The 24649-nt window shown below is 35.7% G+C and carries 25 protein-coding genes; 14 read left to right on the top strand and 11 right to left on the bottom strand.

Annotation, left to right across the window (positions count from 1 at the left end; translation table 11 throughout):
* Window positions 1-252: 252 nt before the first annotated feature.
* Together I6U49_RS11175 and I6U49_RS11170 are read left to right on the top strand one after the other, a co-directional pair.
* Window positions 253-663 (top strand): hypothetical protein, encoded by a 411-nt coding sequence (locus tag I6U49_RS11175; protein WP_193709851.1) that lies wholly within the window; start codon window positions 253-255, stop codon window positions 661-663.
* A gap of 11 nt (window positions 664-674) precedes the next feature.
* Window positions 675-938, top strand: a complete 264-nt coding sequence (locus tag I6U49_RS11170) for a zinc ribbon domain-containing protein (RefSeq protein ID WP_193709850.1) — start codon at window positions 675-677, stop codon at window positions 936-938.
* 34 nt (window positions 939-972) lie between these two features.
* On the opposite strand, the gene I6U49_RS11165 is transcribed toward I6U49_RS11170, so the two are convergent.
* From I6U49_RS11165 to I6U49_RS11155, 3 genes are read right to left on the bottom strand one after another with little or no spacing between them, the layout of a single operon-like run.
* Window positions 973-1962, bottom strand: coding sequence for an MlaD family protein (locus I6U49_RS11165; protein WP_198628716.1), 990 nt, complete (start codon window positions 1960-1962; stop codon window positions 973-975).
* 6 nt (window positions 1963-1968) lie between these two features.
* On the bottom strand, window positions 1969-2700 hold the full coding sequence (locus I6U49_RS11160) for an ABC transporter ATP-binding protein (protein WP_193709848.1): 732 nt from the start codon (window positions 2698-2700) through the stop codon (window positions 1969-1971).
* A 2-nt stretch (window positions 2701-2702) separates the two neighbouring features.
* Window positions 2703-3482, bottom strand: a complete 780-nt coding sequence (locus I6U49_RS11155) for an MlaE family ABC transporter permease (protein ID WP_198628715.1) — start codon at window positions 3480-3482, stop codon at window positions 2703-2705.
* Window positions 3483-3849: 367 nt separating this feature from the next.
* Between I6U49_RS11155 and I6U49_RS11150 the strand changes: the two genes are divergently transcribed.
* The 5 genes from I6U49_RS11150 (at window position 3850) to I6U49_RS11130 (ending at window position 12186) form a co-directional block, all read left to right on the top strand.
* Window positions 3850-7491 carry a chemotaxis protein CheB gene (locus tag I6U49_RS11150; RefSeq protein WP_198628714.1) on the top strand — a complete coding sequence of 1214 codons (3642 nt, stop codon included), beginning with the start codon at window positions 3850-3852 and terminating at the stop codon, window positions 7489-7491.
* Window positions 7492-7497: 6 nt separating this feature from the next.
* The gene (locus tag I6U49_RS11145) at window positions 7498-9711 is read left to right on the top strand and encodes an ATP-binding protein (protein WP_198628713.1); all 2214 of its coding nucleotides are present in this window, start codon (window positions 7498-7500) and stop codon (window positions 9709-9711) included.
* 228 nt (window positions 9712-9939) lie between these two features.
* Entirely contained in the window at window positions 9940-10830 is an 891-nt protein-coding gene (locus I6U49_RS11140; protein WP_198628712.1) for a glycoside hydrolase family 16 protein, read from the top strand.
* Between the two features lie 239 nt (window positions 10831-11069).
* The gene (locus I6U49_RS11135; RefSeq protein ID WP_193709843.1) at window positions 11070-11624 is read left to right on the top strand and encodes a response regulator; all 555 of its coding nucleotides are present in this window, start codon (window positions 11070-11072) and stop codon (window positions 11622-11624) included.
* A complete protein-coding gene (locus I6U49_RS11130) occupies window positions 11614-12186 on the top strand; it encodes a biliverdin-producing heme oxygenase (RefSeq protein ID WP_198628711.1) in 573 nt (190 codons plus the stop codon). The genes I6U49_RS11135 and I6U49_RS11130 overlap by 11 nt, the downstream gene beginning before the upstream one ends.
* 87 nt (window positions 12187-12273) lie before the next feature.
* Here the strand turns inward: I6U49_RS11130 and I6U49_RS11125 are convergent, their stop codons facing one another.
* From I6U49_RS11125 to recF, 6 genes are all read right to left on the bottom strand, one after another.
* On the bottom strand, window positions 12274-12657 hold the full coding sequence (locus tag I6U49_RS11125) for a DUF3037 domain-containing protein (RefSeq protein WP_198628710.1): 384 nt from the start codon (window positions 12655-12657) through the stop codon (window positions 12274-12276).
* A complete protein-coding gene (locus I6U49_RS11120) occupies window positions 12635-13426 on the bottom strand; it encodes a HipA family kinase (RefSeq protein ID WP_198628709.1) in 792 nt (263 codons plus the stop codon). The genes I6U49_RS11125 and I6U49_RS11120 overlap by 23 nt, the downstream gene beginning before the upstream one ends.
* 76 nt (window positions 13427-13502) lie before the next feature.
* On the bottom strand, window positions 13503-14078 hold the full coding sequence (locus tag I6U49_RS11115; protein ID WP_198628708.1) for a pseudouridine synthase: 576 nt from the start codon (window positions 14076-14078) through the stop codon (window positions 13503-13505).
* On the bottom strand, window positions 14078-14374 hold the full coding sequence (locus I6U49_RS11110; protein WP_193709838.1) for a DUF721 domain-containing protein: 297 nt from the start codon (window positions 14372-14374) through the stop codon (window positions 14078-14080). The genes I6U49_RS11115 and I6U49_RS11110 overlap by 1 nt, the downstream gene beginning before the upstream one ends.
* Window positions 14358-14795, bottom strand: a complete 438-nt coding sequence (locus I6U49_RS11105) for a lipocalin family protein (RefSeq protein ID WP_193709837.1) — start codon at window positions 14793-14795, stop codon at window positions 14358-14360. Before I6U49_RS11105 ends, I6U49_RS11110 begins: the two co-directional genes overlap by 17 nt.
* Window positions 14792-15871, bottom strand: coding sequence for a DNA replication/repair protein RecF (recF, locus tag I6U49_RS11100; RefSeq protein WP_198628707.1), 1080 nt, complete (start codon window positions 15869-15871; stop codon window positions 14792-14794). Before recF ends, I6U49_RS11105 begins: the two co-directional genes overlap by 4 nt.
* A 146-nt stretch (window positions 15872-16017) precedes the next feature.
* Between recF and I6U49_RS11095 the strand changes: the two genes are divergently transcribed.
* The 7 genes from I6U49_RS11095 (at window position 16018) to I6U49_RS11065 (ending at window position 22249) form a co-directional block, all read left to right on the top strand.
* On the top strand, window positions 16018-16791 hold the full coding sequence (locus tag I6U49_RS11095; protein ID WP_198628706.1) for a tetratricopeptide repeat protein: 774 nt from the start codon (window positions 16018-16020) through the stop codon (window positions 16789-16791).
* 3 nt (window positions 16792-16794) lie between these two features.
* A complete protein-coding gene (ribH, locus tag I6U49_RS11090) occupies window positions 16795-17292 on the top strand; it encodes a 6,7-dimethyl-8-ribityllumazine synthase (protein ID WP_193709834.1) in 498 nt (165 codons plus the stop codon).
* 109 nt (window positions 17293-17401) lie between these two features.
* Window positions 17402-17695: a hypothetical protein gene (locus I6U49_RS11085; protein WP_193709833.1), complete on the top strand. Its 294-nt coding sequence runs from the start codon at window positions 17402-17404 to the stop codon at window positions 17693-17695.
* Window positions 17696-19564, top strand: a complete 1869-nt coding sequence (mutL, locus tag I6U49_RS11080) for a DNA mismatch repair endonuclease MutL (RefSeq protein WP_198628705.1) — start codon at window positions 17696-17698, stop codon at window positions 19562-19564.
* Window positions 19565-20308 (top strand): rhomboid family intramembrane serine protease, encoded by a 744-nt coding sequence (locus I6U49_RS11075; RefSeq protein WP_193709831.1) that lies wholly within the window; start codon window positions 19565-19567, stop codon window positions 20306-20308.
* Window positions 20309-21223, top strand: coding sequence for a rhomboid family protein (locus I6U49_RS11070; RefSeq protein ID WP_193709830.1), 915 nt, complete (start codon window positions 20309-20311; stop codon window positions 21221-21223).
* Window positions 21224-22249: an endonuclease/exonuclease/phosphatase family protein gene (locus tag I6U49_RS11065; RefSeq protein WP_193709829.1), complete on the top strand. Its 1026-nt coding sequence runs from the start codon at window positions 21224-21226 to the stop codon at window positions 22247-22249. It abuts the gene before it with no gap.
* On the opposite strand, the gene I6U49_RS11060 is transcribed toward I6U49_RS11065, so the two are convergent.
* Window positions 22239-22889 carry a WbqC family protein gene (locus I6U49_RS11060; RefSeq protein ID WP_198628704.1) on the bottom strand — a complete coding sequence of 217 codons (651 nt, stop codon included), beginning with the start codon at window positions 22887-22889 and terminating at the stop codon, window positions 22239-22241. The two genes, I6U49_RS11065 and I6U49_RS11060, sit on opposite strands and share 11 nt — an antisense overlap.
* Window positions 22890-22967: 78 nt before the next feature.
* Window positions 22968-24542 carry a signal peptidase I gene (gene lepB / locus I6U49_RS11055; protein ID WP_198628703.1) on the bottom strand — a complete coding sequence of 525 codons (1575 nt, stop codon included), beginning with the start codon at window positions 24540-24542 and terminating at the stop codon, window positions 22968-22970.
* Window positions 24543-24649 lie beyond the last annotated feature (107 nt).

Here is a 24649-nt window from a genome sequence, read left to right as displayed (position 1 = left end):
TAATAGAAAAAGAAAAGATTTGGAGACTGCCTTGCATTTCCAATGGGGGAGTGCGAAATGCATTAAACAACACTTAAATATACAAAGTAATTTTAAAAATTCATAAAACATAAAAATTATATATTTCTTTTAGTCAATTAATTAGGTTGCTATATCTTTAAGAGATTATTCAGAAATATAGATGAATAATGATTTTTATCATTTTTAACCACTTATAGCTAGTGTATCTTTAAGTGAAAAATAGAACCAGATATGAAAATTTCTAAAAAAACAATACTCACCGAAGATTTCTATACTAAAATTGGGATACTTTTCTATGCCATAGCAGCATCAGATAAAGTAGTACGTGCCGAAGAAATAAATACTTTAAAGAAATTGGTTAAAGAACAATGGGTGCCGGTAGATAGCGCAACCGATATGTATGGAACCGATGAAGCCTATCAAATTGAAATAGTATTTGATTGGTTGCAAGAAAATGCTCCCACAGCAGACTGGGCGTTTAACGAATTTAAGGATTATAAAAAAGAGCATCATCAATTATTTACCCAAAACATAAAACAGTTAATATGGGAAACCGCTGATGCTATTGCAGCGTCTTTTGCAGGAAAAAACAAAGCCGAACTGTTAATGCTTTCAAAGTTAAAAATACTGCTTAGCAGGTAAAAAATGATATTATGGAAACTTTAATTTGCCAAAGTTGTGGATGGCCTTTTGTGCCCGCTAACGCCGGAACAAATCGGGATAAGTCGGTAAATACCGATTATTGCCGTGATTGCTATAAGGATGGTGCATTTGTTGATAAATCCCTTAATTTACACCAGTTGGAAATCAAGTTGCTGGAAATGGCAGAAGTACAGGAAGATATAAGTCTTGAGGAAGCACGCCAACTCATAAAAAAACTGCCAGAGCTAAAAAGATGGCGAATGGATAATATTTAAATCAATACTCCCTTTTTTCGGTAGTAGATATAATTTATTGCTTTTTCTTTTCTTCCCTTGCTTTTTGTCGTTCCAGTTTTCTAAAATATCCACGAAATAGAATATTATGTTTTAAGGCTTCCATATTCTCGTTAAACCTATGAGTTGCTTCTTCAATATTCTGCATACTATTATCCAGATGATCTACAAACGCAGTATCTTTAATAATATAATTTAAGGCTCCTTTTTCTGAAGTAAGATCATTTGAAAATATCTCCAAATCTGTACTTATGGCTTTTATTTGTGAAGAAGAAATCTTTAGGTCTTTAACAATAACACTAAAGTCGTGTTGAGCTGCGGAGTCGGCAAGGAGCAGACCGGCCAAACTATTTTCAAAATCTACTGAATTTAGAATGCCATTTATCTTATTAATTCCCATACGAGTAGAGTGGGTGAGTTCTTTTAAATTTTCGGTACTTTGCTGTAAATTTTTTGCGAGGGTATCATTTTTAAGTAAACCTCCAAGGACACCTTCACCGGCATTTATACTATTGGTGATTTTTAGAAGATCGGCTGTTAAGAGCGCAGCGTTTTCGTTGGTTTGGCTTAAGGTGTTTAGCATATCGGCAGTGGCTACCTGGCTAAGAGATTCAAGGGTGTCTCCTTCCTGTATTGTTCTGGAGGCCGCCTGGCTATTAGGAAGAATATTTAAAACCATGCTTCCCACCAAACCATCAGAATTTATAGTTGCCAGGGAGCTATATTTAATTAAACTCCCTGTTTCACGATTAATAAGCATATCTATGCAAATGGCAGTATCATTTAAGAACTTAATGTCTTTTACAGTTCCTACATTCACACCAGAATACCTAACATTGTTTCCAGGTTGCAGGCCGTTTACATTTTTAAAAACAGAACTTATCAATATAGAATCGCCAAAAAGATTTTGTTTTTTTCCAATTGAAAAAACGGCAAGGCTAAATATGATTATACCTGCTATAATAAGAAGGCCTAATTTTAGATTTTGTTTTGAATTAGATTTCATAGCATACTATTTAAAAAAAGCTTTAATTTTTGGATCTTTAGAAGTAGCCAGGTCTTTAAAATTTCCTTCAGCATAATCTTTTCCCTCTAGTAGCAAGATCATTCTATTTGAAATTACCCGGGCACAGTCTACATCATGAGTAATTATTAGTGATGAGGTTGCATATTTCTTTTGAATATTCATCATCAATAAAATAATTTCCTTAGCGGTTATTGGGTCCAGTCCTGTAGTAGGCTCGTCATAAATAATAATCTTTGGTTTTAAAATAAGTGCCCTCGCCAAAGCAATACGGCGTTGCATCCCTCCAGAAAGCTCGGCGGGCATAAGATCTATAGTATCTGGTAACCCAACATTTGCCAGGGCTTCTTTTACAAGTTCCTCTGTTTTCTTTTCGGTGTTATGACTATGCCTTCTTAAAGGAAATTCTAGATTCTGCCGCACGGTCATAGAATCGTACAAAGCACTGCCCTGGAATAAGAAGCCAATTTTTGTTCGTAATTCATCTAACTCATTTTGTTTTAATTTTGAGATATCCTTTCCCAGAACTTTAATATCGCCTTTATCGGCTTCCATTAAGCCCACAAGACATTTAATCATCACCGATTTCCCTGAACCGGATTTTCCCATTAATACAAGGTTTTCTCCCTCAAAAAGCTTTAAATTAAAATCTTTTAGAACTTCTAGTTTTCCAAAGCTTTTATATAAATGATTTATCGCTATTACTGGGTTGCTTTTCATCTTTAGTTATAAAAAATATCGGTTATAAAAACGGCAATAAAATCTAATATAAACAAGAGCATAGAGGTAAAGACCACTGCAGAGTTTGAAGCTTTTCCTACACCTGCGGTTCCTTTTTTACTATTGTAACCTTTAAAACAGCCTACCAGACCAATGGCAAATCCAAAAAAGAAAGTTTTTATGGTAGCAGGAAGTAAATCTGTAAATTCAAGAGCTTCAAAAACCTGGTTAAAGTAAAGGGTAAAAGAAACATCACCTTTAATGTTTTCTATAAGGGCAGAGCCTATTAATGCCACAAAATCTCCTACAATTACCAAAATAGGAAGCATACAGGTTGCCGCAAGGATCCTGGTAACCACCAGAAACCTAAACGGGTTGGTCCCGGAGACCTCCATAGCATCTATTTGTTCAGTTACCTTCATAGAACCTAATTCGGCACCTATACTGGAGCCAATTCTTCCGGCACAAATAAGTGCAATTATTACCGGGCCAATCTCCCTAACAATAGAGATGCTTATCATGGAGGGCATCCAGGAAACTGCGCCAAACTCCAGTAAGGTAGGACGGGATTGCAGGGTAAATACCAGGCCCAAAATAAATCCGGTAACACTTACCAGGAGCAAAGATTTATTTCCCATTTGGTAACATTGCTTTAGAAATTCCCTAAATTCAAATGGACCACTGAATAGCTCCCGGAAATACCGTCCCGTAAAATTTCCCATTTCCCCTATTTCAATGAAAAAGGAATTAAAACCTGATTGATATGAGGAAAAAAACTTCATAAAGCTGTATTACAGTAAATTTAAGCCTAGGTTGGCTTTACCGAAATGATATTTATCAGTTTATGAAAAAGTGATTGGTTGGCTTTTAGACCTATTTTTTTGTTTAAATATTGCTTCCTTAGAAATTAAGATTTAGTGTATTTTTGACCCGGAAATAAAGATTTGTGGTCCAGTTTTTCAATAAAGAGGTTAGTTAAAAAATCTATAAAAAAAATAGCTTTATAAATTGTTTAAGATGATATTCTACTTTTTTATTGATATTTTGTTATTTTAAATTGCAAATGAGGCCATATTTATTTGATGTAACCTATATTTTTGATCTTTCACTATTATTAATTTTATATACGTCTGACTTAATCATTTCTAAATGACAAAAGTAAATAACTACCCTTCCCAATCTGAGTTGGAGAACAAGCTTAAAATCAGTGAACCACGCATTATAGCTGTAGGTGCAAGTGCCGGGGGGTTAGAAGCTTTAAAAGCTTTTTTTGGAAACATACCCGAAACCGATAAAAATGCTTATGTAGTTATTCAGCACCTTTCCCCAGACTATAAAAGTATGATGGGAGAGCTACTTAAAAAAAATACAAACCTGCCTATTCGTGAGGTGAAGGATGGAAAGAAAATTGAACAAGGTCATATTTATTTAATTCCGCCCGCAAACAATCTCATTTTAGATAAGAATAAACTTCATCTTGTAAAAAAACCAACGGGACAAAGTTTAAACTTACCTATAGATATGTTTTTTGAATCCCTTGCAAAACATAAAAAGGAAAAAGCCATTGGAGTAATTTTAAGTGGAACCGGAAGTGATGGTACACGGGGAGTAAGGGCAATAAAAGACCGGGATGGAATGGTTATGGTACAGGACCCTGAAGAAGCAAAATTTGATGGAATGCCACAAAGTGCTATTAACACTGGTCTTATAGATTATGTGCTGCCGGTTTCCCAAATGGGAAAAGAGCTTAAAAACTTTATAGACGCTCCTTCTGTTTTTCACTTTAAAGATGGAGATTTAAACTATAACGAAAGCGAATTAATGAAAATTCTTCGCTTTGTTGATGAAAAAACCGGGTTGGACTTTAGGGAGTATAAACACGCTACCCTGGCGCGAAGAATAGCGAGAAGAGTAAATGTTTGTAAATGTAAAAGCCTTTCAGATTATTATGAATTCCTTATTCATAATGAGGAAGAGACAGAAATACTTCATCGTGAGTTCCTTATTGGAGTTACTAAGTTTTTTAGAGATGAAAATGTTTGGAAGGTTCTACGGGAAGATGTTATTCCAAAACTGGTGGCCAAGAAAAAGAATGGTGAAATTATTAAACTATGGGATGTTGCCTGTAGTAGTGGGGAAGAAGCATATTCTTTTGCAATGATTATTAGCGAAGAAATTGAACGCCAGAATAAAAGTATTGATTTAAAGATTTTTGCTACTGATATTTCTGAGAAGCATTTGAATATTGGAAGTGAGGGGCTTTACCCTGAAAGTATTGTGGCCGATATCGATTCTGAATTATTACTGAAGTACTTTATAAGTAAACCGCACGGTTATAAAGTAATTGATAAAATGAGACGAATGGTAGTGTTTTCAAAACATAACATTATCAAAAATCCGCCTTTCAGTAATATGGATATTGTGGCCTGTAGAAATCTTTTAATCTATTTTCAGCCCGGAATACAAAATAAGGCATTAAATTTTCTACAGTATGCCTTAAAAGTAGGAGGTGTTTTAGTGTTAGGGACCAGTGAAAATGTATCTTCTCAAAAAAATAATTTTAAAGTTATAGATCGCTCTGCAAAAATTTTTCAAAACCAAAATGCAGAAAAGCGTTTAAATACAAATATCTCAGAGTCAACTCCAACGAATCATTTACCTGCAAATACACGTGAAATTAAACGTCCCACGCCTAGAAAAACAACAAACCCTATAAAAGCGAAACTTACAGAAGAGCTTAATGAAACCATCTTGGAGGTTTTTGGGGGAGCTAGTGTGTTTGTAGATAAAGACTTCAATATTTTACAGGCTGTTGGTGAATTTAGGAAATATGCCAATTTACCGGTTAGTGGTTTTTCTGTAAACTTATTGGACATGCTGGGGCCCGATTTAAAATATATTATTCAAAGTACCTTAAAAAAAGCGAAAAAGAACAATAAAAAACTTAGGTATCAGGATGCCTCATTTGAAAAATATGATTCTCAGGGTGTAGTAGATATTATCGTAAAACCTTTTCAGCAAAAAGGAGAAGATGATAATACCAATTTTGTAATTACGTTTGTTGAAAAGGAAATAAACTTAAACGATGTTGGTACACTCGAAAAGTTAACTCTTACAAAGCGTACAAAAGAGTACGTTGCAGATCTTGAAGAGGAACTTAAGGAAACTAAAGAAGAGCTTAATACTTCATTAGAAGAAATAGAAACCAGTAACGAAGAGTTACAGGCAGCCAATGAAGAATTATTGGCTTCTAATGAAGAGTTGCAAAGTACCAACGAAGAACTGCAAAGTGTAAATGAAGAAATTAATACGGTAAATGCTGAAAATCTTCAGAAGGTAGAGGATTTGGCAGCTTTAAATGCCGATATGAACAATTTGCTTGAAAGTACCGAAATAGGTGTGATTTTCCTTGATAAAAGTCTAAGAATAAGAAAATTCACTCCGGCAATCCAAAGGCATTTTAATTTAATAGACTCCGATGAAGGTCGCCCTATAGAGCACTTTACCTCGAGTATGGGGAAAAGTAACCTTATAACTCGCTGTAAGCGCGTACTTAGAACAGGTAAAATTCTTGAAAAGCAGGTGATGACCAAAGATAATTCTTATTTTCTAAGAAGAATCTCACCATATATAAACTCTAATAATGAAATAAGTGGAGTAGTAGTTACATTTATTGATGTAGGTTTATTGCAAAGATCTAAAGAAAAGCTAATAGCCAGTGAGAAGCGTTTTAAATCTTTCTATGAAGAAGACCCGGTAGTTCATATTAGTGTAGATCCGCAAACACAGCTTATTGTGCAATGCAATGAAATGGCGGTAACAAAATTGGGTTATGAAACTAAAGACGATTTAATAGATAAGCCAATCTACGATCTTTACAACGAAGAATCCCAGCTTAAAGCCTTAAAAACGAATAAGGAGTTTAAGAATAACGGCACCATCGTAAATATGGAGCAAAATATGCTTATGGCTAACGGAGATTTACTTCCTGTAATCTTAAATGCAACAGCTGAAAAAGATTTGGATGGTAGGGTGATGACTATAAGGTATACCTGTGTAGATATTTCGGCCTTAAAGAAAGCTGAAAATCAACTAAAACAACAGCATGACGACCTGGAGCGCGCCAATAGGGACCTGGAGCAATTCGTTTCTATTTGCTCTCATGACCTTCAGGAGCCACTTTCTACCATTAAATTTGGTAGTGATGTGTTAGGGAAATTATATGCCACCAAATTAGATGAAAAGGGTAAAGATTATATTAAGTATATAAAAGATGCTTCTACCCGTCTTTCAGAACAGATTAAGGCACTTTTAGAACACTCAAGAATTGGGCGCAACGGCCAAAAAAGCCTTGTAAATATTAATGAAGTTGTAGAAGTGGTAAAATATGATCTTGGTAAAAGAATTAAAGATACCAATGCCAGGGTGAATGCCGGTAAGTTGCCAAAAATAATGGGCTATGAGGTAGAATTACGTTTACTATTCCAAAACCTTATTAGCAATGCTATAAAATATACCCCAAAAGAGAGAGATCCCGACGTTCGTATTGCATCTTACAGAGAAGGTGCCCATTGGGTCTTTTCTGTAACCGATAATGGCTATGGGATTTCGGAAGAAGACAAAAAGAACATTTTTACAATTTTTAATCGAATAAAGGAAACCGATACAAATGAAGGTACCGGGGTTGGTTTAGCACACGTAGAGAAAATTGTTCAGTTACACGAAGGTACTATTTGGGTAGAAAGCCAGGTAGGTGTGGGAAGTACATTTTATTTTAAATTAAAAGCATAGCTATATATGAGCGAAGAGCAGTTGTGGTCTTCTGCTAGTTTAGATGTTCGTAATTGTGAAAAGGAACCTATACATCTAATTGGCAAAACCCAGGCGCACGGAGTTGTTGTTGTGCTGAATCCTAAAACTTTTAAGGTAACCCAGGCAAGTGAAAATACATTGAAATTCTTCGGAATTTTGCATGAAGATTTTTTGGGATCTTCTTTAGAGAGATTAATAGGCAAACCTTCATTTGAACGTTTAGAAACTGCAATTGCTAAGGAATCGGGTTTTAATGCCGAAACTTTGCAAATCAATGGGCAGGAGTTTGTAATGTTGCCTCATTTCTCTGACAACAACCTTATCCTTGATTTTGAGGTGCTTGGCGCAACCTGGAAGGCTTCACAGTTTCAGCAGCAATTAACCAGTATTATTAATGGCCTGGATGGCGTTGAACAAACTACAGCTTTATGTGCTAAGGCCGCAAAGTTAATAAAAGACATTTTTAATTATGACCGGGTAATGGTATACCGGTTTGATGAAGAGTGGAATGGAGAAGTGGTGGCAGAACAAAAGGAAAAGCACTTAGAAACCTGGTTAGATTTGCGCTATCCTGCAAGTGATATTCCCGCACAATCACGAGAATTATTTCTAAAACATAAGGTAAGGATTATTTCCGATGTAAATTATGATCCTGTTCCTATCTCCCCGGAAATCTCACCTATTACCGGTAAAGCCCTGGATCTTTCAAAGTCATCATTAAGAGGAGTTTCCCCTATTCATATTGAGTACTTACAAAATATGAAAGTAGGAGCCTCTTTAACGGCTGCTATAATTGTAAACGGGAGTTTATGGGGCCTGGTAGCCTGTCATCATTATTCGGCTAAATTTATTAATTATTTTCATAGGGAAACCTGTAAGTTTTTAGCCCAGGTTTTTTCTAATAAAGTTTCGGCTATACAAACCGGAATATTCAATCAAAAGTTTAATGAGAAATCTACTTTAAGGCAAAAGATTACGGAAGAATTAAATATAGAAGATTCTTTAATTGAGAACCTTTTAGGAACTTCCCTTCCTTTTACTTCTTTAGTGGAAAGTACAGGGGGTGCAGTAATTTTGAATCAGGAAATAGAACTTTTTGGCAAAACTCCCAGTAAAGAAGAGGTGATAGACTTATGTAGCTTTTTAAATGGCAAAAACCAATCGGTTTTCTATACTAAAAGTCTAAAAGATAAATATGACAGTGCTGAAAATTATAAAAAAGTCGCTTCGGGGGTATTAAGTTTTAAGCTGGGAAAGTCTAAGGATAGTTTTATTATGTGGTTTAGGCCAGAAATGGCTGAGACCGTAAGTTGGGGAGGAAACCCCAATAACAAAGTTTCTTATAATCAGGAAAAACAACGTTTAAGTCCGCGAAAGTCTTTTAAAAAATGGACTGAGAAATTAGACGGTATCTCTCATAGCTGGAAAGACTATGAAATTGAAACGGTAAAAGCTTTTGGTGAAGGTTTAAATCAATTTCTGCTCGCCAAACAAAAAGAAGAGATTGCCAGGTTGTATAGAGAGCTTCAGGAAGCCAATAAAGATCTGGAGCTTTTTAGTTTTGGTATTTCTCACGATCTTAGGGGGCCTCTGCGTGGCATTAATGGTTTTGCGAAAATACTAAAAGAAGATTTTAGCCGGGAATTACCTGCCGAAGCTACCAAGGCAATAAATACTATTTTAAGCACTTCTCATAAAATGGAAGTGGTAATAGATGATATTTTATCGTTTTCAAAAATAACTAGCGGAGACCTTAAAAAAACAAGTTTTAGCACTCGTAAATTAATAGATGAACTTTTGTTGAGTTTTAATATAGAGAATAATTATCCGTCTTCAGAAGTTGTAATAAAAGAAAATTTACCGGAAACTTTTGGGGATCGTCGAATGATTTGGCAAGTATGGAGCAACCTTTTAGGAAACGCATTAAAGTATTCTGAACAAACAAAAAATCCAAAGATTGAAATAGGAGCGACTTTACAGGACGACAAGGACGTTTTTTATATAAAAGATAATGGTGTTGGAATTCCTGCCGGCGATAGGGACAAAATTTTTAAAGTCTTTTCAAGAGCTTCTAAAAGTCAATTTAAAGGTACAGGGGTTGGTTTATCTATAGTAGCCAGAATTATAGAAAAGCACCGGGGAGAAATTTGGCTGGATAGTGAACCTAACAAAGGCACTACCTTTTTCTTTAATTTTTAGATTTGAATCGATCCAAACCTTTTTGAGCTACGGGACTTAATTATATAAGCAAAATGCCGTGTTTTCTGGGAAAGTGAGACTTAAATTACTCTTGATGAACTTAGTTTTGTAATGCAAAATTTGGTGTATAATTCTGATTTTCAATAATTTTTAATGTTTTTGAGTAAGACTTTACTCACTTTTAGTTAACTTTAAGAGTAATAAAAAATACTACTTAAAGTCAACGTTATGAAAAGGCATAAATTTTATTTTGATCGAATTATAGTAGTTATACTTCTTAATTTATTTCTACTAAGTTGTGATTCTAAAGAGGAATCTGGAGACCGCGAGCCTGAACCTGTTCAGGAAAGAACCAAGATTACAATGGATTCTCCTGGTGGCGATGGTGATATTGATTGGAATAACGTTGCATTAGTTTGGAATGAAGAATTTAATGGAACAACCTTAGCTGATGACGTTTGGGCTTTTGAACCTAAAAACACAACTAATCCTGATGTTGCAGATCAATTACAAACTTACCGGAAAGAAAATGTGAATTTAAATGGAGGTATATTAAATATTACGGCCGAAAAAAATGCTAATGTATATTCATCGGCAAGAATAAGTAGTAAGTACGCCTTTGAATATGGCCGTATTGAAATAAACGCAAAACTTCCAGAACAGGAGAAAAGTGGGATTTGGGCTAAATTGGTTTTAATTGGAGATAATGAAGCTCAAGTAGGATGGCCGCAATGTGGTGAAATTGATATTATGGAGTATTTTAGTCATAATCCTAACGAATTCAATATTAACGTTCATAGTACCGCTAACAACTCTTTTAACGGCTCCCTGATACGAGTAAATAATGAGCTTGAAACAGTAGAAGAAGAGTTTCATATTTACGGTATATTGTGGACAGACCGTTATATTAAGTTCTATATTGATGATTTGGAAAATATAATTTATACTTTAGATAGGCCTGCTTCTCCCAATGAAGACAATTGGCCTTTCGATAAACCCTTCTACCTTTTAATAGATATGGTTATTGGTGGTAAGTATATTGGTGATAATGGAGTAGATGATGCTTTGTTCCCCGCCGTAATGGAACTCGATTATATACGTGTGTATCACTTGCAATAACCGTATTACTAATTACCCAATATTTACGGAATAAAGCCTATTTAAAAGCTAACTTATAGATGAAGGACTGATTTTAACCAAACTAAACAGTTGTAAATAGAGGTAAAAGAAAGAAATTTGGTTATAAGACGGAATAGAGAGAAGTTGAACTCCATTTTTTATAATAAAATATACCCAAATTTATAAAGCCGCGGCTTTTTGCATTAACTAGTTTAGTATTTTTGTGGAAATTCTAAATAATGATTAGTACTCCATTACGTATTATTTTGGTTGAAGATGAGGAAACCGATGCCGTGTTAATCGAAAGGCAAATAACTAAGATTGTAGAAACAGTTGAAATAAAAGTAGTACAGGACTTACCAGGTTTTAAAAATATTTTCACCAACTTTTTACCAGATTTAGTAATTTCAGATTATAATCTTCCAAGCGGTACAGGCCTTGAAATTATGGAGTTGGTGAAATCTATAGATGAGAACACCCCGTTTATTTTTGTTACAGGAGCTTTAGATGACGACGAACTTGCTGCAAATACTATACTCTCTGGAGCATCGGGGTTTATCTTAAAAAAACATATGGATAATCTTAGCGAAAAATTAGAACCACTTTTAAAACAAGTGGTTTATAATATGGTGCAGCATGATGAATTAAGGGAACAAATTAGAAAAAATAAAATAGCAGTTCACCAAATTTATAGCTATTTAGATAATATGAAGGCCGATGATTTGGAGCAACGTGAGAATATTGAAAAAATAAGAAATAACCTGGATAAATTTAATATAGAAGATGCTGAATAACCTTAGGGATTCTACCAAAAAACTTCATGAAGATTTGGAGAAGGAAAATCTTGCCGGTCAAATTATTTCCAATGATATAAGTCTGGAGAATTACAAACTCTTATTACTTCAGAACTATATTTCATATAAAATTACTGAAGATGAAATTGTAAAACTTATTCCCACATATAAATCAGATAAAAGCCAAAAGCTGGCGAAAGACCTCGAGGAATTGGAAGTAGATGCATCTATTTATAAAGAATTTAAACCAGAATTTTCGCTAAACTCTTATGAGGAAGCCCTTGGTGCTGCTTATGTGGTTCTGGGTTCTGCGCTTGGTGGTATGTATATTTCAAAGGAAGTTCCTAATTGCCGCAGTTTACAGGGAATTCCGGGTCCGCACTTTTTTAGTCGTGATCGTGATGGGGTTAAATCATGGAACACTTTTGTAAAAGAATTAAAATCAAAAGAATTTACCGAAATTCAAATAAAAGAGGCTTCGGGAAAGGCGAAAGAAACATTTGAGTTCTTTGGATTAATTATTAAGGAAACTTCATTAGATAAAAAGTGCTCTGTGCAATAAATTAGAATTCACTCAATAATCGAGATTCAATTTTACGAATCAATTTTTATTTTTCTATTTAGACTCAAGTTTCAATAGGTTTACTACTTACAGTACAAGTTCCTTAAAAAGCCGTTTTAACGTTACATCAAGATCATTTGTCATACCCGGATGCGGTCGTGAAGTTTGAATAATAGAGCTACGAGCGGCTGTTAACCATCTAAACCGGGAGGGCAGGTCTAATTGAGCAATTGGACCACCATTTTTATTTCCCTCGCATATCTTTTTAAAAGAATCAAGGTTAGAGCAAATTTCATCCCTATCCATATCTTTGCAAAAAATACGCAGTCGCTCTTCATCAAGATTGAATACGGCTTTTAAGAATTTCTCTTTCTTACTGAATAAAATAATGCCCACGTTTAAGAATTCTTCGCGCTCAACCTTTGGCACAAGCCTTATTACAGCATATTCATATAAGTGCTTTTCTTGCATTTTCTGCCTCTTTTGTGAAAATTTCTGAATAATCCAGCCTGGTTTTAAGAAATTGGGCGTACACCGCTTTAATTTCTTCTTCTGTTTCATCGGTATCTTGCCATTGTAGCCATTCTGAAGGAATTAAGGATACAATTTCTTCAATCTTTTCTGGAGTAATTATTTTTTTTACAAATTCATTTGCCTCCTTTATTTTACTTGCCTGTGGAAGTAATACGTGATCTTTGATAAAATTAAAGGGGGTTTTTGCTTTTTCTTCTACATTAGTCCAGGAGTGATGAAAATAAAAAGACGCCCCATGATCTATAAGCCACAACTCTTTATGCCACATAAGCATATTGGTATTTCTATAGGTGCGGTCTACGTTGGTGATAAATGCATCAAGCCAGACTATTTTTGATGCTTCAAATTCTTCAACTTCGGTAACCACAGGATCAAAATTAATAGCTCCGGAAAGAAAATGTAGCGCAAGATTTAAGCCCTGGCTTGCCTGTAAAAGGTCTTGAATTTCTTCGTCCCCTTCTGTTCTTCCAAAGGCTTCGTCTAAATTGGCATAAACAAGTTCCGGTACCCTAAAGCCCAATGCCCGGGCAATTTCGCTTCCAAGAAGCTCGGCAATAAGTGCTTTTACACCATGTCCTGCTCCTTTAAATTTAAGTACATATTTAAAATCGTCGTCGGCTTCGGTGAGGGCAGGTAAGGAGCCGCCTTCTCTTAGTGGGGTGATGTACCTGGTAACGGTTACTGTTCTTAATTCTGCGTTTTGCATAGATTTATATGTAGCTGCAAAGTTAGGTTTTATAGGCTTAATAAGAAATAAATAAAACCGAGTTAAGGCATTATTTCTAATAAGAGAAAGACGGGAGCTCAATAACCTCGCCTGTATTCATATTGTCTATATGCTCATTCCCAATTCTTACTCTTACCAACCTTAAAGTTGGAAAACCAACAGCTGCAGTCATTTTTTTTACCTGACGAAATTTACCTTCAACCAATGTTACAGAAATCCAACTGGTGGGGCCGTGACGTTCATCCCTAATTTTCTTAGACCTTTCTGGAAATACCGGCCTTTCCTTTAAAATAAAAGCTTTGCAGGGCTGTGTTTTATAATTTTTTCCGTTAATACTTATTTCTATTCCGGCTTGTAGTGTTTTAACAGCAGTTGGCGTGATTTGCCCATCTAGTTGCACATAATATTCTTTCTCAATTTTATTACCGGTAACCTTAGCACTGGCTTTGCCATTGGTGGTGAGAAATAGTAAACCTTCTGAATCCTGATCAAGACGCCCAACGGCCATGGTTTCTTCCGGGAAATCACCCAGTTCTCCCAATAGTTTCTTTTTCTTGCGTGGGCGTTCGTTGGTAATAAACTGACTTAAATAACCGTAGGGTTTGTAAATTTTAAAATACCGATGTTGCATTAACGTAAAACCAATTTTTTGATAAGATCTTTTCCTAATTCCCTGTTGAGCATGGTTATTATTTTTCCTTTACCATAACTAAGTTCTTCCCGAAGCACAGAAGAACTTAACTGGACATAAAGTGTTTCGTTTTGCAATTTGATGGCAGTAGTGTACTTTTCAATTGCGGGTCCCATTTCTCTGTACCATACGTCTTTAACACTTACCTTATCTAAGCCACCCTGAAGTTTATTGTGATCTACAAATTCTTTTAAAACTTCGCTTAAACTTTGGTTTTCGTTATTTCTCTTCTTCATTTTCTTCATCTAATAGGGAGGTGAATTTGGTGTAATGATATATTTTTCCGTCTCGGTTTAGCACACTAAAATTTTCTTCTTCGGCTACAATTATCGTTTCTTTCCACTCATCAAAAGGAGTTTTGTAATATAGGTGTAAGCTATCGTTTTCTATTCGTGCTGTAATCTCCTCTTTATGATCGCTTGTTTTAAAACTTCCGTCAAATTGTGGTTTCACCTTTTTCCGAAAACCTTCTTTGCCCTCAAACTCCATATAATCTACAGTGGCATTTACCTTATACTTAATTACCGAGTCTTCAGAGATTTCAACGCGATCTATTTCCCAATAGCCGGTAAGGTATTGAAGTTGTTCCTCGGGATCCTGTTTTTGGCATCCTAAAAGTACGATTCCGACTAGGAAAAGAAGAATTTTTTTACTCACAATTTAAAAATTTTATAAGATTGATTACTGCTTTTAACCACCGCTTCGGTGCGATCAACGTGGGTGTCACTAATAAAAATTTGTCCTAACTGGTCGGTAGCCACCAAAGCTACAATATGGGCTACTCTTTGCTCGTCTAATTTGTCGAAAATATCATCAAGCAGTAAAATTGGATTTACCTTGCTAATAGCTTTAATAAAGTCGAATTGAGCCAATTTTAAAGCTACTAAAAATGATTTTTGTTGCCCCTGGGAGCCAAACTTTTTAATAGGATGACCTTCTATTTCAAAACTTAAATCGTCTTTATGGGTTCCTACACTTGTATATTGTAAAGCCATGTCTTTTTGAAGATTTGCTTCAAGTAAAGCAGCTAAAGAGCTTTTAAACAACTGGCTTTTGTAAGTGATATCTACCTGTTCTTTATTGTTGGTGATATCTGTATATCGCTTATTGAAAATGGGAATAAAATCTTCTAAAAAAGCTTTCCGTTTTTCAAAAATATAGTGCCCTAATTCGCTAAGCTGTAAGTTGTATACTTCTAAGGTGTCACGATCAAAACTATGATTTGCAGCAAAGTACTTTAGTAAAGAATTACGTTGTGCATTTATTTTTCCGTATTGAATAAGCTTGTTAAGATAATCTTTATCGCTTTGTGAAATCACGCCATCTATAAACTTGCGCCGGGTTTCGCTTCCTTCTATTATGAGGTCACGGTCTGCCGGAGATATAATTACGGTAGGAATAAAGCCAATATGTTCACTGAATTTTTCATAGGGCTTGTTGTTTCTTTTTATTACTTTTTTCTGGCCGCGCTTCGCACTAACCAGTATTTGTTCTTCTTTTTGTAATTTTTCAAATTGACCTTCCACCACAAAAAAATCGGCTTCATGATTAATATTTTGGCTGGTAATGGGATTAAAATAACTTTTGCCAAAAGCCAGTAGATAAATACTGTCTAAAACGTTGGTTTTGCCAATGCCATTATTGCCTACAAAGCAATTTATTTTCCTGTCAAACTCAAAAGAAGCTGAATGAAGGTTCTTGTAATTAATTAAAGAAAGGTTTTTTAGAAACATAAAATGCTGTTATTCAGCTTTTTGATATTTATATAATAGAATTCTGAAAGTTAAGCGAATGACCCGAAAATATTAAAAAAATACAAATAATTTCCCTTTTAATTTTGAATAAAAATCATATTTTTGCCACGCATTAAACAGTTTTTATGGCAACTTACAAGAAAAAGGGATATAAACCATCTAATAAAGAAGAACAGCAGAAGCATGTGGAAGAAGAATCTACAACTGCTGAAGTATTTAATACGCTAGACGAAGGTGCGGGTAGAACCGAAACCTGGGTAGCAGAGAATCAAAATTATATCTATATTATTGTGGGCGTAGCAATAGTAGCTGTTTTGGGTTACCTTGGTTACGAACGTTTTATAAGTGAGCCAAAACAGGAAGAAGCCGCCAATGAAATGGCGCAGGCGCAAAACTATTTTGCATCTGCTCTAAATGCTTCCGGAGCTGAGCGTGATTCGCTTTTCACTCTATCTTTAAATGGAGGTGAAGGGAAATACGGTTTTATTGATATTATTGATAACTACGGAAGTACAGATGCTGCAAACCTTGCAACTTATAATGCTGGTTTTGCTTACTTGAATACCGGGAATTACCAGGAAGCTATTAATTACCTTGAAGATTTTAATAGTGATGATGAGGTTTTGGCAGCTTTGGCTACCGGAGGAATTGGCGATGCATTTATGCAATTAGAGCAACCGGAAGAAGCTTTAGACTATTATGAGAAAGCAGCTTCTATGAGATCTAACGAATTTACAACACCAAAATTTTTATTAAAAGCAGCAATTACCGCTTTAGAATTAGGGCAGGCCGCTGATGCTGAAGGGTATCTTCAGCAAATAAAAGATGAGTACCCTGAAGCTCCTGAAGCTGAACAGGTACCTGTCTATATGGGGCAGGCTCGTGCTGCAAAACAATAATGTATGGCTACAGCAGGAAATAACCTTTCAGAATACGATAAAGACAAACTTCCCGATGCGAGTGATTTTCGTATCGGGATTGTTGTTTCAGAATGGAATGAACAGATTACCGAAGGTCTTTATAATGGTGCTTACAATGCGCTAATTGAAAACAACGTAACCCCTAAAAAAATTGTTCGCTGGAATGTTCCCGGTAGTTTTGAGCTTATTTACGGCTGTAAAAAAATGCAGGAAACCTTTGATATGCTTGATGCTATTATTGCTATTGGAAGTGTAATAGAAGGGGAAACCAAACATTTTGACTTTGTTTGTGAAGGTGTTACCCAGGGAATAAAAGATCTTAATATACAAACCGATACCCCAATTATTTTTTGTGTACTAACCGATCAAAACATGCAGCAGGCCATAGATAGAAGTGGTGGGAAACACGGTAATAAAGGTACTGAGGCTGCCATTGCGGCCATTAAAATGGCGAAATTGCGCCAGGATGCCAAATATTAGGATATAGGCTTTATCGGCATTATTCTTGTTGATTTCTTTTTAAGCTCGTTGTTTCGTTTTTTTGAAGCAATTTGAGTAAATTTGAACTACCATAGAAAATCAGCATATTTTGAAGATCAAAATTTATAAACCGAGAAAAAATGCCCGCTATAATTATACCCCGCGTTATTATAAGGGTAAGGATACAGGGAATATTTATGATTTTGATTCAAAATTCAGTAAGTACAAAGAAGCTACTAACGCCATAGATTTTGGTTCTCAATGGGCTGAAGCGCGTAAATCAAGTAGAACTCGCGGTAACCGGGAAATTAATAAGCGCTTGCTTATTATAATTATGGTGCTCGTTTTAATTTTCTTATGGATAATAGATTTTGATCTGTCCATCTTTTCCAATAATCCTTAAATGACAGATATAATTCAACTTTTACCAGACCATGTAGCGAATCAAATTGCTGCGGGGGAAGTGGTGCAAAGGCCTGCTTCTGTAATTAAAGAGCTAGTGGAGAATGCCATTGATGCAGGTTCTGGGAATATCCAGGTGGTTATAAAAGATGCAGGTAAAACCCTTATACAGGTTGTTGATGATGGGAAGGGGATGAGCCTAACCGATGCCAGAATGTGTTTTGAACGTCACGCTACTTCAAAAATTAAGGCAGCTGAAGATCTTTTTAGTTTGCAAACTAAAGGTTTTAGAGGAGAAGCACTTGCTTCTATCGCAGCGATTGCACACGTAGAGCTAAAGACAAAGACCGAAGCCGATGAGGTAGGAACGCAAATTAAAGTGGAAGGAAGTAAAGTGGCCGGGCAGGACGTTTGTGTATGCCCAAAAGGAACTTCGGTGAGTGTAAAGAACCTTTTTTATAATATTCCGGCCAGGAGAAATTTCCTGAAATCGGACGCGGTGGAAACCAGGCATATTATAGATGAATTTCAAAGGGTAGCTTTAGCACATCCGCAAATTGCTTTCTCTCTATTTCATAATGGAAGTGAACTTTTTCAGCTTCCGGGTACAAATTATAGGCAGCGAATTACCAACATTTTTGGTGGTAAGACCAACGAAAAACTGGTGCCAGTAACCGAGGAGACAGAAATTGTAGAAATTTCGGGGTTTGTGGGGAAACCTGAGTTTGCTAAAAAATCCCGGGGAGAACAATTCTTTTTTGTAAATAATCGCTTTATAAAAAGTCCTTATTTGAATCATGCTGTAGTAGCTGCTTTCGAAGGACTTTTAAAAGATAAATCTTATCCCAGCTATTTTCTTTTCTTAAATGTTGATCCTAAAAGTATTGATATTAACATTCATCCTACTAAAACTGAGATTAAGTTTGACGATGAACATGCGCTTTATGCTATATTAAGAAGTGCTATTAAACATAGCCTGGGACAATTTAATGTTGCTCCTATTTTAGATTTCGACAGGGATGCAAACCTGGATACACCTTACGATTATAAAAATAAATCGGCCGAGATACCACAGGTAGAAGTAGATCGTAACTTTAATCCTTTTCAGGAAGAAAATGCAAGGGCCCATAAAACAAGCTCTAATTCCTATTCCTCAAATTTTAAAAAAGAACGTAGAGAAAGTTGGGAGAGCTTATATGCTGGCTTGCAAACTGAAGAAATTCCTAAACAGGATACCAATTTTAGGGAGATAGAGTTTGAGAGTGAAGAAGTAACCGGGAATTTATTCCAGCCTTCTGAAGATACAGAGGAAAAGTCTACCTTTCAGCTACACAAAAAATATATTGTAAGTACGCTTAAGAGCGGAATCTTAGTTATAGATCAACACCGGGCGCATACCAGGATTTTGTATGAAGAAATGCTGAAGAATATAACCGTTTCAGCTGCGGTAAGCCAGCAATTATTGTTTCCGCTTAAGCTTCAGTTTAATACGCACGAAGTTGAGATAATAAAACAATTAAAAGATTCTCTGGAGCAAACCGGATTTGTATTTTCTGAGGTAAAAACCGATTCCGTAGAAATTGTAGGTATTCCTACTTTAATTTCGGAAAGTGAAGTAGAAATTTTACTGGAGCAGCTTATTGCCGATTTTGAAAATGATGTACCCGATAATGGTTTTTCTCAAACCGATTTGCTGGCAAAATCGCTGGCAAAAGGGATGGCGGTAAAATCTGGAACACTTTTAAACAATACCGAGCAGCAACATATCGTTAACAGGTTGTTTGCTTGTAAAGAACCAGGGTTAAGCCCGTCTAACAGATCGGTTTTCGTTACTTTAACGGTAGACGAGCTGGATAAAAAATTTATGTAAATGGGAAGAATTACCGAGACTGTAAAAGTACTTTTAATCATCAACATTATTTTCTTTGTTGGAAGCCAGTTTCTGGGCGACTATGCCTATCAATTATTCGCACTCTGGTTTTTTGAGAACGGGAATTTTATGCCCTGGCAATTTGTAACCCATATGTTTATGCACGGCAGCCTGATGCATATTATTTTTAATATGTATGCATTATGGGCTTTTGGAGGTCCTATTGAACAAATGTTGGGACAAAAGCGATTTATATTCTTTTATTTTTCGGCAGGATTGGGAGCTGCGTTTTTGCATACACTTGTAAATTATATAGAGTTTAAAACCGGTTATAATGCTTTGTTAGATGCTGGAATGAGTATGGGAAGTGTAGAGCAATTACTTAAAACAGGAGAGTATTCTACTGCTATCCTGGATTCGGTGCCTAAAGAAACATTACAAAGTCTTTATCAAAGTGTTAATACTCCGGCTGTTGGAGCTTCGGGGGCTATTTATGGTATTCTGGTCGCTTTTGGAATGATGTTTCCCAATGTTGAATTATTTTTGTTATTTGTACCGGTACCTGTTAAAGCAAAATACTTTATTCCTGTACTTATTTTAATCGATTTGTTTTCAGGATTTACGGGCTACTCTTTATTTGGTGGAGGTATAGCTCACTTTGCCCACGTAGGAGGTGCTTTATTTGGATTTATAATGATGTGGTACTGGAAGAAAAACCAGTTTAATCAAAACCGCTGGGATTAAATGAAAGGCTCTGATAAAATAAGATACAAGCTGCAAACCGCTACGGTTGTTGAAAAACTAATCGCTATTAATGTATTGGTTTTCTTCCTGTTCTTCTTGTTTAGAACTATCGCTTTCTTGTTTCAGTTGCCTTCAGACTTTTTATTGGAGTGGTTTGTTTTTCCGAAGGAACCGGGAGAATTCATTTTTAAACCCTGGTCTATTATTACCTATGCTTTTTTGCATGGTGGGATTTGGCACATTCTCTCTAACATGCTAATCTTATACTTTTCAGGAATATATTTTCTTAACTATTTTTCGCCTAAACGCCTGCTTAATTATTTTTTTCTAGGTGTTATTATGGGGGCTCTGGTATATATGTTAAGCTATAATTTATTCCCTGCTTTTCAATCTATGGGGCGCTCTTATTTAATAGGTGCTTCGGCCGGGGTAATGGCAGTCCTGGTAGGGATAGCAACTTATATTCCTAATATGAGGGTGAGGCTTCTTTTAATAGGAAGTATAAAGTTTTGGTATATCGCTGCTTTTTTAGTGCTTTTGGATATTATTCAAATTCCAATGAGCAATGCCGGGGGGCATTTGGCACACCTGGGGGGGGCGGCATTGGGGTATGTGTACACTAAACAGTTACAAAAGGGCAATGATATTGGTTCCTGGTTTGAAAAAATAATGGATAGTTTAGTGTCTTTGTTTAAACCAAGTGAACGCAAAGCCAAAATGAAAACGGTATATAGGAAAAATACCAATAGAAAAACGGCTACCAAACAACATAAAGCTACTTCCTCCCAAAAATTGGATAAAGATGAGAAGCAGAAACAGATTGATGCCATTCTAGATAAAATAAGTAAAAGTGGTTATGACAGCTTAAGTAAAAGCGAAAAAGATTTTTTGTTTAAAGCGGGTAAAGAAGATTAAATGAGAAAGCTTGGGTTTCTGGATAAGATTATTTTTATCTGTAATGCTTTAGCCGGTACTGCTTTATTGCTTTCTTATCTCCTGGCATTTATTCCTCCAAAATCTTTTCCGTTGCTCTCGGTATTAAGCCTGGGAGTTCCTGTTTTAATTCTGGTGAACCTTGTTTTTTTAATTTACTGGGTTATTCGGTTAAAAAGACAATTTTTATTGTCTTTTATCGTGTTACTTGTTGGTTATAACTATGTTTCCAGTCTTTATCAGTTTAGTAGTAATACTCAATCTTCAGAAGAAGAAATAAGTATTATGAGCTATAATGTTAGGTTATTTAATAATTATGGCTGGACCGAAGAAAAAGATATTCCTGAAAAAATAACAGGGTTTATTAAAGAAAACGATCCTGATATTCTTCTTACCCAGGAACATACCGTAGACGAGACTAATTTAAAGGAAATCTACCCATATCATTTTGTGCATAGAAAAGGGGAGAATTCTGAATTTGGTTCTGCGATTTTTTCAAAATTCCCAATCCTTAAGCGGGAATCAATTGGTTTTCCACACGATGGAAATAACAATGCCATTTATACCGATCTTCTTGTAAAAGCAGATACGCTGCGTATTTATAATGTGCATTTTCAATCTTTAAATGTGAAGCCTGAAATTGACGACCTTCGGAAAGAAGATTCAAAAAAGTTATTGGGTAGAATAGGACATGGCTTTAGTTTGCAACAAGAGCAGGCCGAAATGATGTTGGAGAGTGTAAAGGAATCTTCTTATAAAACCATTATTGCCGGCGACTTTAATAATACGGCTTTTTCTTATATCTATGATATAATTAATGACGAGGAGAGGTTTACAGATGCTTTCCTGGAAGCCGGTGAAGGTTTTGGACAAACCTTTAAATTAAGTTATTTTCCGTTGCGTATAGACTTTATGTTTATTGATACCGAAATTCAAATTAATGCTTACAAGCGTTTTAAAAATGAATTCTCAGACCATTATCCTATAATGACGCGTATTAAAATGTAGTTTCCTGTGCTTCGAGAAAATTTAAGCTGTTTGGCCCTTCGTTAAATATTAGGTCTAAAATGCTAAGATTTGGTAAAAAACCATGCTTTTCCTGAAAAACCTGGGTGTAATGCCCGTGCTCGAACTTAGGTTTTGCTTTGGCATTAATCAGGTTTCTTAGGTCTTCTTTATCTTTAGGATTAAAAATGTACTCTGAAGTTTTATTGATATCAAAATCCAGTTGAAGTGCTTCCGTGGCAAATTCTAAACAGGCATAATTAAAGTCAAGTAAGTAATTGAACTTCTTGTGATAAAGAGGGTAAATTTCATCTTCGTAAAATTCGAAAAAAGGGGAAGTTTGATAAGAAGCTTTTAGGGCTCGCCAATGTTGTTTCTGCCAATCAAAATCGTTCTCAATTTGTACTTCTTTATATAACTGGTGCTTTCCGGCTTCCTTGGGCTGCCCTGTTAAAGCAGAACGGTGTTTAATTGGAATATTAAGCAGCAATTTCCCATTAGAGTCATAGATATACATTCTGTTTCTATAGGTTTGCTTCTGGTAATTGTCTTCGTTTTCAAAACAAACCTTATCGGCTTTTGCCAGGGCTATAAATTGACAAACCGGCCCAAAGTAGGCCGGATGTAATAATATTTCTTTCATCTAACTTTAAAATTCTTATGCCAGTATTGAATATAAGTAAAATATCCAATTTATAATGCCAGATATTATTGATTTAAATTAAGCGTTTTTCCGGCGTTTTTTAAAATAATTAAAGGCAATAATAATAACCACAAAAATAAGAAAGTATGGTAAATAAGAAGTAGGGGTGGCATCACCTTTTACAGTGGTGAAAACACGATCCCATCTAATTTTATTAAAGAAGCCCTGTGCATTGGCATCCCAACTCATCCACACAAAAACAGGTTTTCCTACTACATGATTTTCGGGTACAAAGCCCCAGGTGCGGCTATCTTCACTGTTATGGCGGTTATCACCCATCATCCAGTAATAATTTTGTTTAAATGTGTAAGAATCTAGCGGCTGCCCATTTAATAACACCTGTGTACCGTTTAGGCTTAGCGTGTTATTAATACCCATTTCGCTTCCTTCATAGGTTTCTATAATACGTTTGTAAAACGGCATAGATTCGGAAGTAATATCTACTGTTACACCTTCTTTTGGGATATAGATTGGTCCCATATGGTCGTTATTCCAGCTTAACTTTCCATCATTAGGAAATATACTCGGATTTTTAGCACCCAGGGAATCTGAATATCTTTGAATGCTGGTAACGTTGGGATGATTTTTAATTCGGTTATAGGCTGCTTCGGTTAAAGCTGCTATATAGAATTGATTGGTGTTGGAATCGTGATAATAACCATCGGTCACGTCATATTCTTCATATAAATACCTGGGATTAAAGCCCTGGCCGTTGGTAGTACCGTAATAAGTATATTGAGGTTTTGCCCGGCCGGGAAGTTGTAATGGCTTGTTATTTATAAATACTTTGCCTTCACTTACCTGTAAAGAATCTCCTGGAAGTCCAACCGCACGTTTTACATAATTAGATTTCTTATCTATGGGTTTGTAATAATATTTGCCATCACCATATTGCTGAAAAGCGTTTACCGTATCTACCGGCCAGTTGAAGACCACAATATCATTACGTTCTATATCTTCAAAGCCTGGTAATCTTAAATATGGAATTTGAGGTTTTGTTAAGTAAGATTTTACTCCTAAAACGGGAATAGTATCGTGTACCATGGGGAAAGCCACCGCGGTTTTGGGTAGTCTTGCACCGTAATGAAACTTACTTACAAACAAAAAGTCTCCAACCAATAAGGTTTTCTCTAAAGAAGAAGTTGGGATGGTAAAAGGTTGCATTACATAGGTATGCACAATAGTAGCCGCAATTACTGCAAAGAGTATAGAACTTATCCATTCCCCGGCAGCTGTTCTGGGTTTTAGGCTGCGGTCTTCAATATAAGTTGCATCGGTAGCGTAATTTATATAATAGATGTAAAAACCGAGGGTAAAAACAGCCAGAAGGGTGTCGGTAGTACTATGGCGGCCAAAACTTCTAATGGTTTCAACCCAAACTACCGGAAACATGATTAGGTTTACAATAGGGATAAAAAGAAGGATAACCCACCACCAGGGTCGGTTAATGATTTTCATAAGCACTACGGCATTATAAACGGGGATAGCGGCCTCCCAGGCTTGTCTTCCGGCTTTTTTATAAAGTTTCCAGGTACCTGCAAAGTGAATAACCTGCACTAGCAGAAAAAACAGAAACCATTGTGTAAACGTCATATTTTTATTCTTTGCTATATTAGTAACATTACTTGGAAATTGTTACTAAGAAATGAACATTTTAGATTTTCCTGTATTGGGAATATTGTTTTTTGTTAAGGTATTAT

It is taken from the genome of Salegentibacter maritimus (assembly GCF_016236915.1).
Lineage (GTDB): Bacteria > Bacteroidota > Bacteroidia > Flavobacteriales > Flavobacteriaceae > Salegentibacter > Salegentibacter maritimus.
The sequence above is the reverse complement of the archived record's forward strand: the minus strand, read 5'-3'. Positions and strand labels throughout refer to the sequence as shown.

Excerpts from the sequence above, each read along its gene's own strand:
- I6U49_RS11175 (WP_193709851.1), top strand. The coding sequence starts at position 253 with ATGAAAATTTCTAAAAAAACAATACTCACCGAAGATTTCTATACTAAA.
- I6U49_RS11170 (WP_193709850.1), top strand. The coding sequence starts at position 675 with ATGGAAACTTTAATTTGCCAAAGTTGTGGATGGCCTTTTGTGCCCGCT.
- I6U49_RS11165 (WP_198628716.1), bottom strand. The coding sequence starts at position 1,962 with ATGAAATCTAATTCAAAACAAAATCTAAAATTAGGCCTTCTTATTATA.
- I6U49_RS11160 (WP_193709848.1), bottom strand. The coding sequence starts at position 2,700 with ATGAAAAGCAACCCAGTAATAGCGATAAATCATTTATATAAAAGCTTT.
- I6U49_RS11155 (WP_198628715.1), bottom strand. The coding sequence starts at position 3,482 with ATGAAGTTTTTTTCCTCATATCAATCAGGTTTTAATTCCTTTTTCATT.
- I6U49_RS11150 (WP_198628714.1), top strand. The coding sequence starts at position 3,850 with ATGACAAAAGTAAATAACTACCCTTCCCAATCTGAGTTGGAGAACAAG.
- I6U49_RS11145 (WP_198628713.1), top strand. The coding sequence starts at position 7,498 with ATGAGCGAAGAGCAGTTGTGGTCTTCTGCTAGTTTAGATGTTCGTAAT.
- I6U49_RS11140 (WP_198628712.1), top strand. The coding sequence starts at position 9,940 with ATGAAAAGGCATAAATTTTATTTTGATCGAATTATAGTAGTTATACTT.
- I6U49_RS11135 (WP_193709843.1), top strand. The coding sequence starts at position 11,070 with ATGATTAGTACTCCATTACGTATTATTTTGGTTGAAGATGAGGAAACC.
- I6U49_RS11130 (WP_198628711.1), top strand. The coding sequence starts at position 11,614 with ATGCTGAATAACCTTAGGGATTCTACCAAAAAACTTCATGAAGATTTG.
- I6U49_RS11125 (WP_198628710.1), bottom strand. The coding sequence starts at position 12,657 with ATGCAAGAAAAGCACTTATATGAATATGCTGTAATAAGGCTTGTGCCA.
- I6U49_RS11120 (WP_198628709.1), bottom strand. The coding sequence starts at position 13,426 with ATGCAAAACGCAGAATTAAGAACAGTAACCGTTACCAGGTACATCACC.
- I6U49_RS11115 (WP_198628708.1), bottom strand. The coding sequence starts at position 14,078 with ATGCAACATCGGTATTTTAAAATTTACAAACCCTACGGTTATTTAAGT.
- I6U49_RS11110 (WP_193709838.1), bottom strand. The coding sequence starts at position 14,374 with ATGAAGAAGAGAAATAACGAAAACCAAAGTTTAAGCGAAGTTTTAAAA.
- recF (WP_198628707.1), bottom strand. The coding sequence starts at position 15,871 with ATGTTTCTAAAAAACCTTTCTTTAATTAATTACAAGAACCTTCATTCA.
- I6U49_RS11095 (WP_198628706.1), top strand. The coding sequence starts at position 16,018 with ATGGCAACTTACAAGAAAAAGGGATATAAACCATCTAATAAAGAAGAA.
- ribH (WP_193709834.1), top strand. The coding sequence starts at position 16,795 with ATGGCTACAGCAGGAAATAACCTTTCAGAATACGATAAAGACAAACTT.
- mutL (WP_198628705.1), top strand. The coding sequence starts at position 17,696 with ATGACAGATATAATTCAACTTTTACCAGACCATGTAGCGAATCAAATT.
- I6U49_RS11075 (WP_193709831.1), top strand. The coding sequence starts at position 19,565 with ATGGGAAGAATTACCGAGACTGTAAAAGTACTTTTAATCATCAACATT.
- I6U49_RS11070 (WP_193709830.1), top strand. The coding sequence starts at position 20,309 with ATGAAAGGCTCTGATAAAATAAGATACAAGCTGCAAACCGCTACGGTT.
- I6U49_RS11065 (WP_193709829.1), top strand. The coding sequence starts at position 21,224 with ATGAGAAAGCTTGGGTTTCTGGATAAGATTATTTTTATCTGTAATGCT.
- I6U49_RS11060 (WP_198628704.1), bottom strand. The coding sequence starts at position 22,889 with ATGAAAGAAATATTATTACATCCGGCCTACTTTGGGCCGGTTTGTCAA.
- lepB (WP_198628703.1), bottom strand. The coding sequence starts at position 24,542 with ATGACGTTTACACAATGGTTTCTGTTTTTTCTGCTAGTGCAGGTTATT.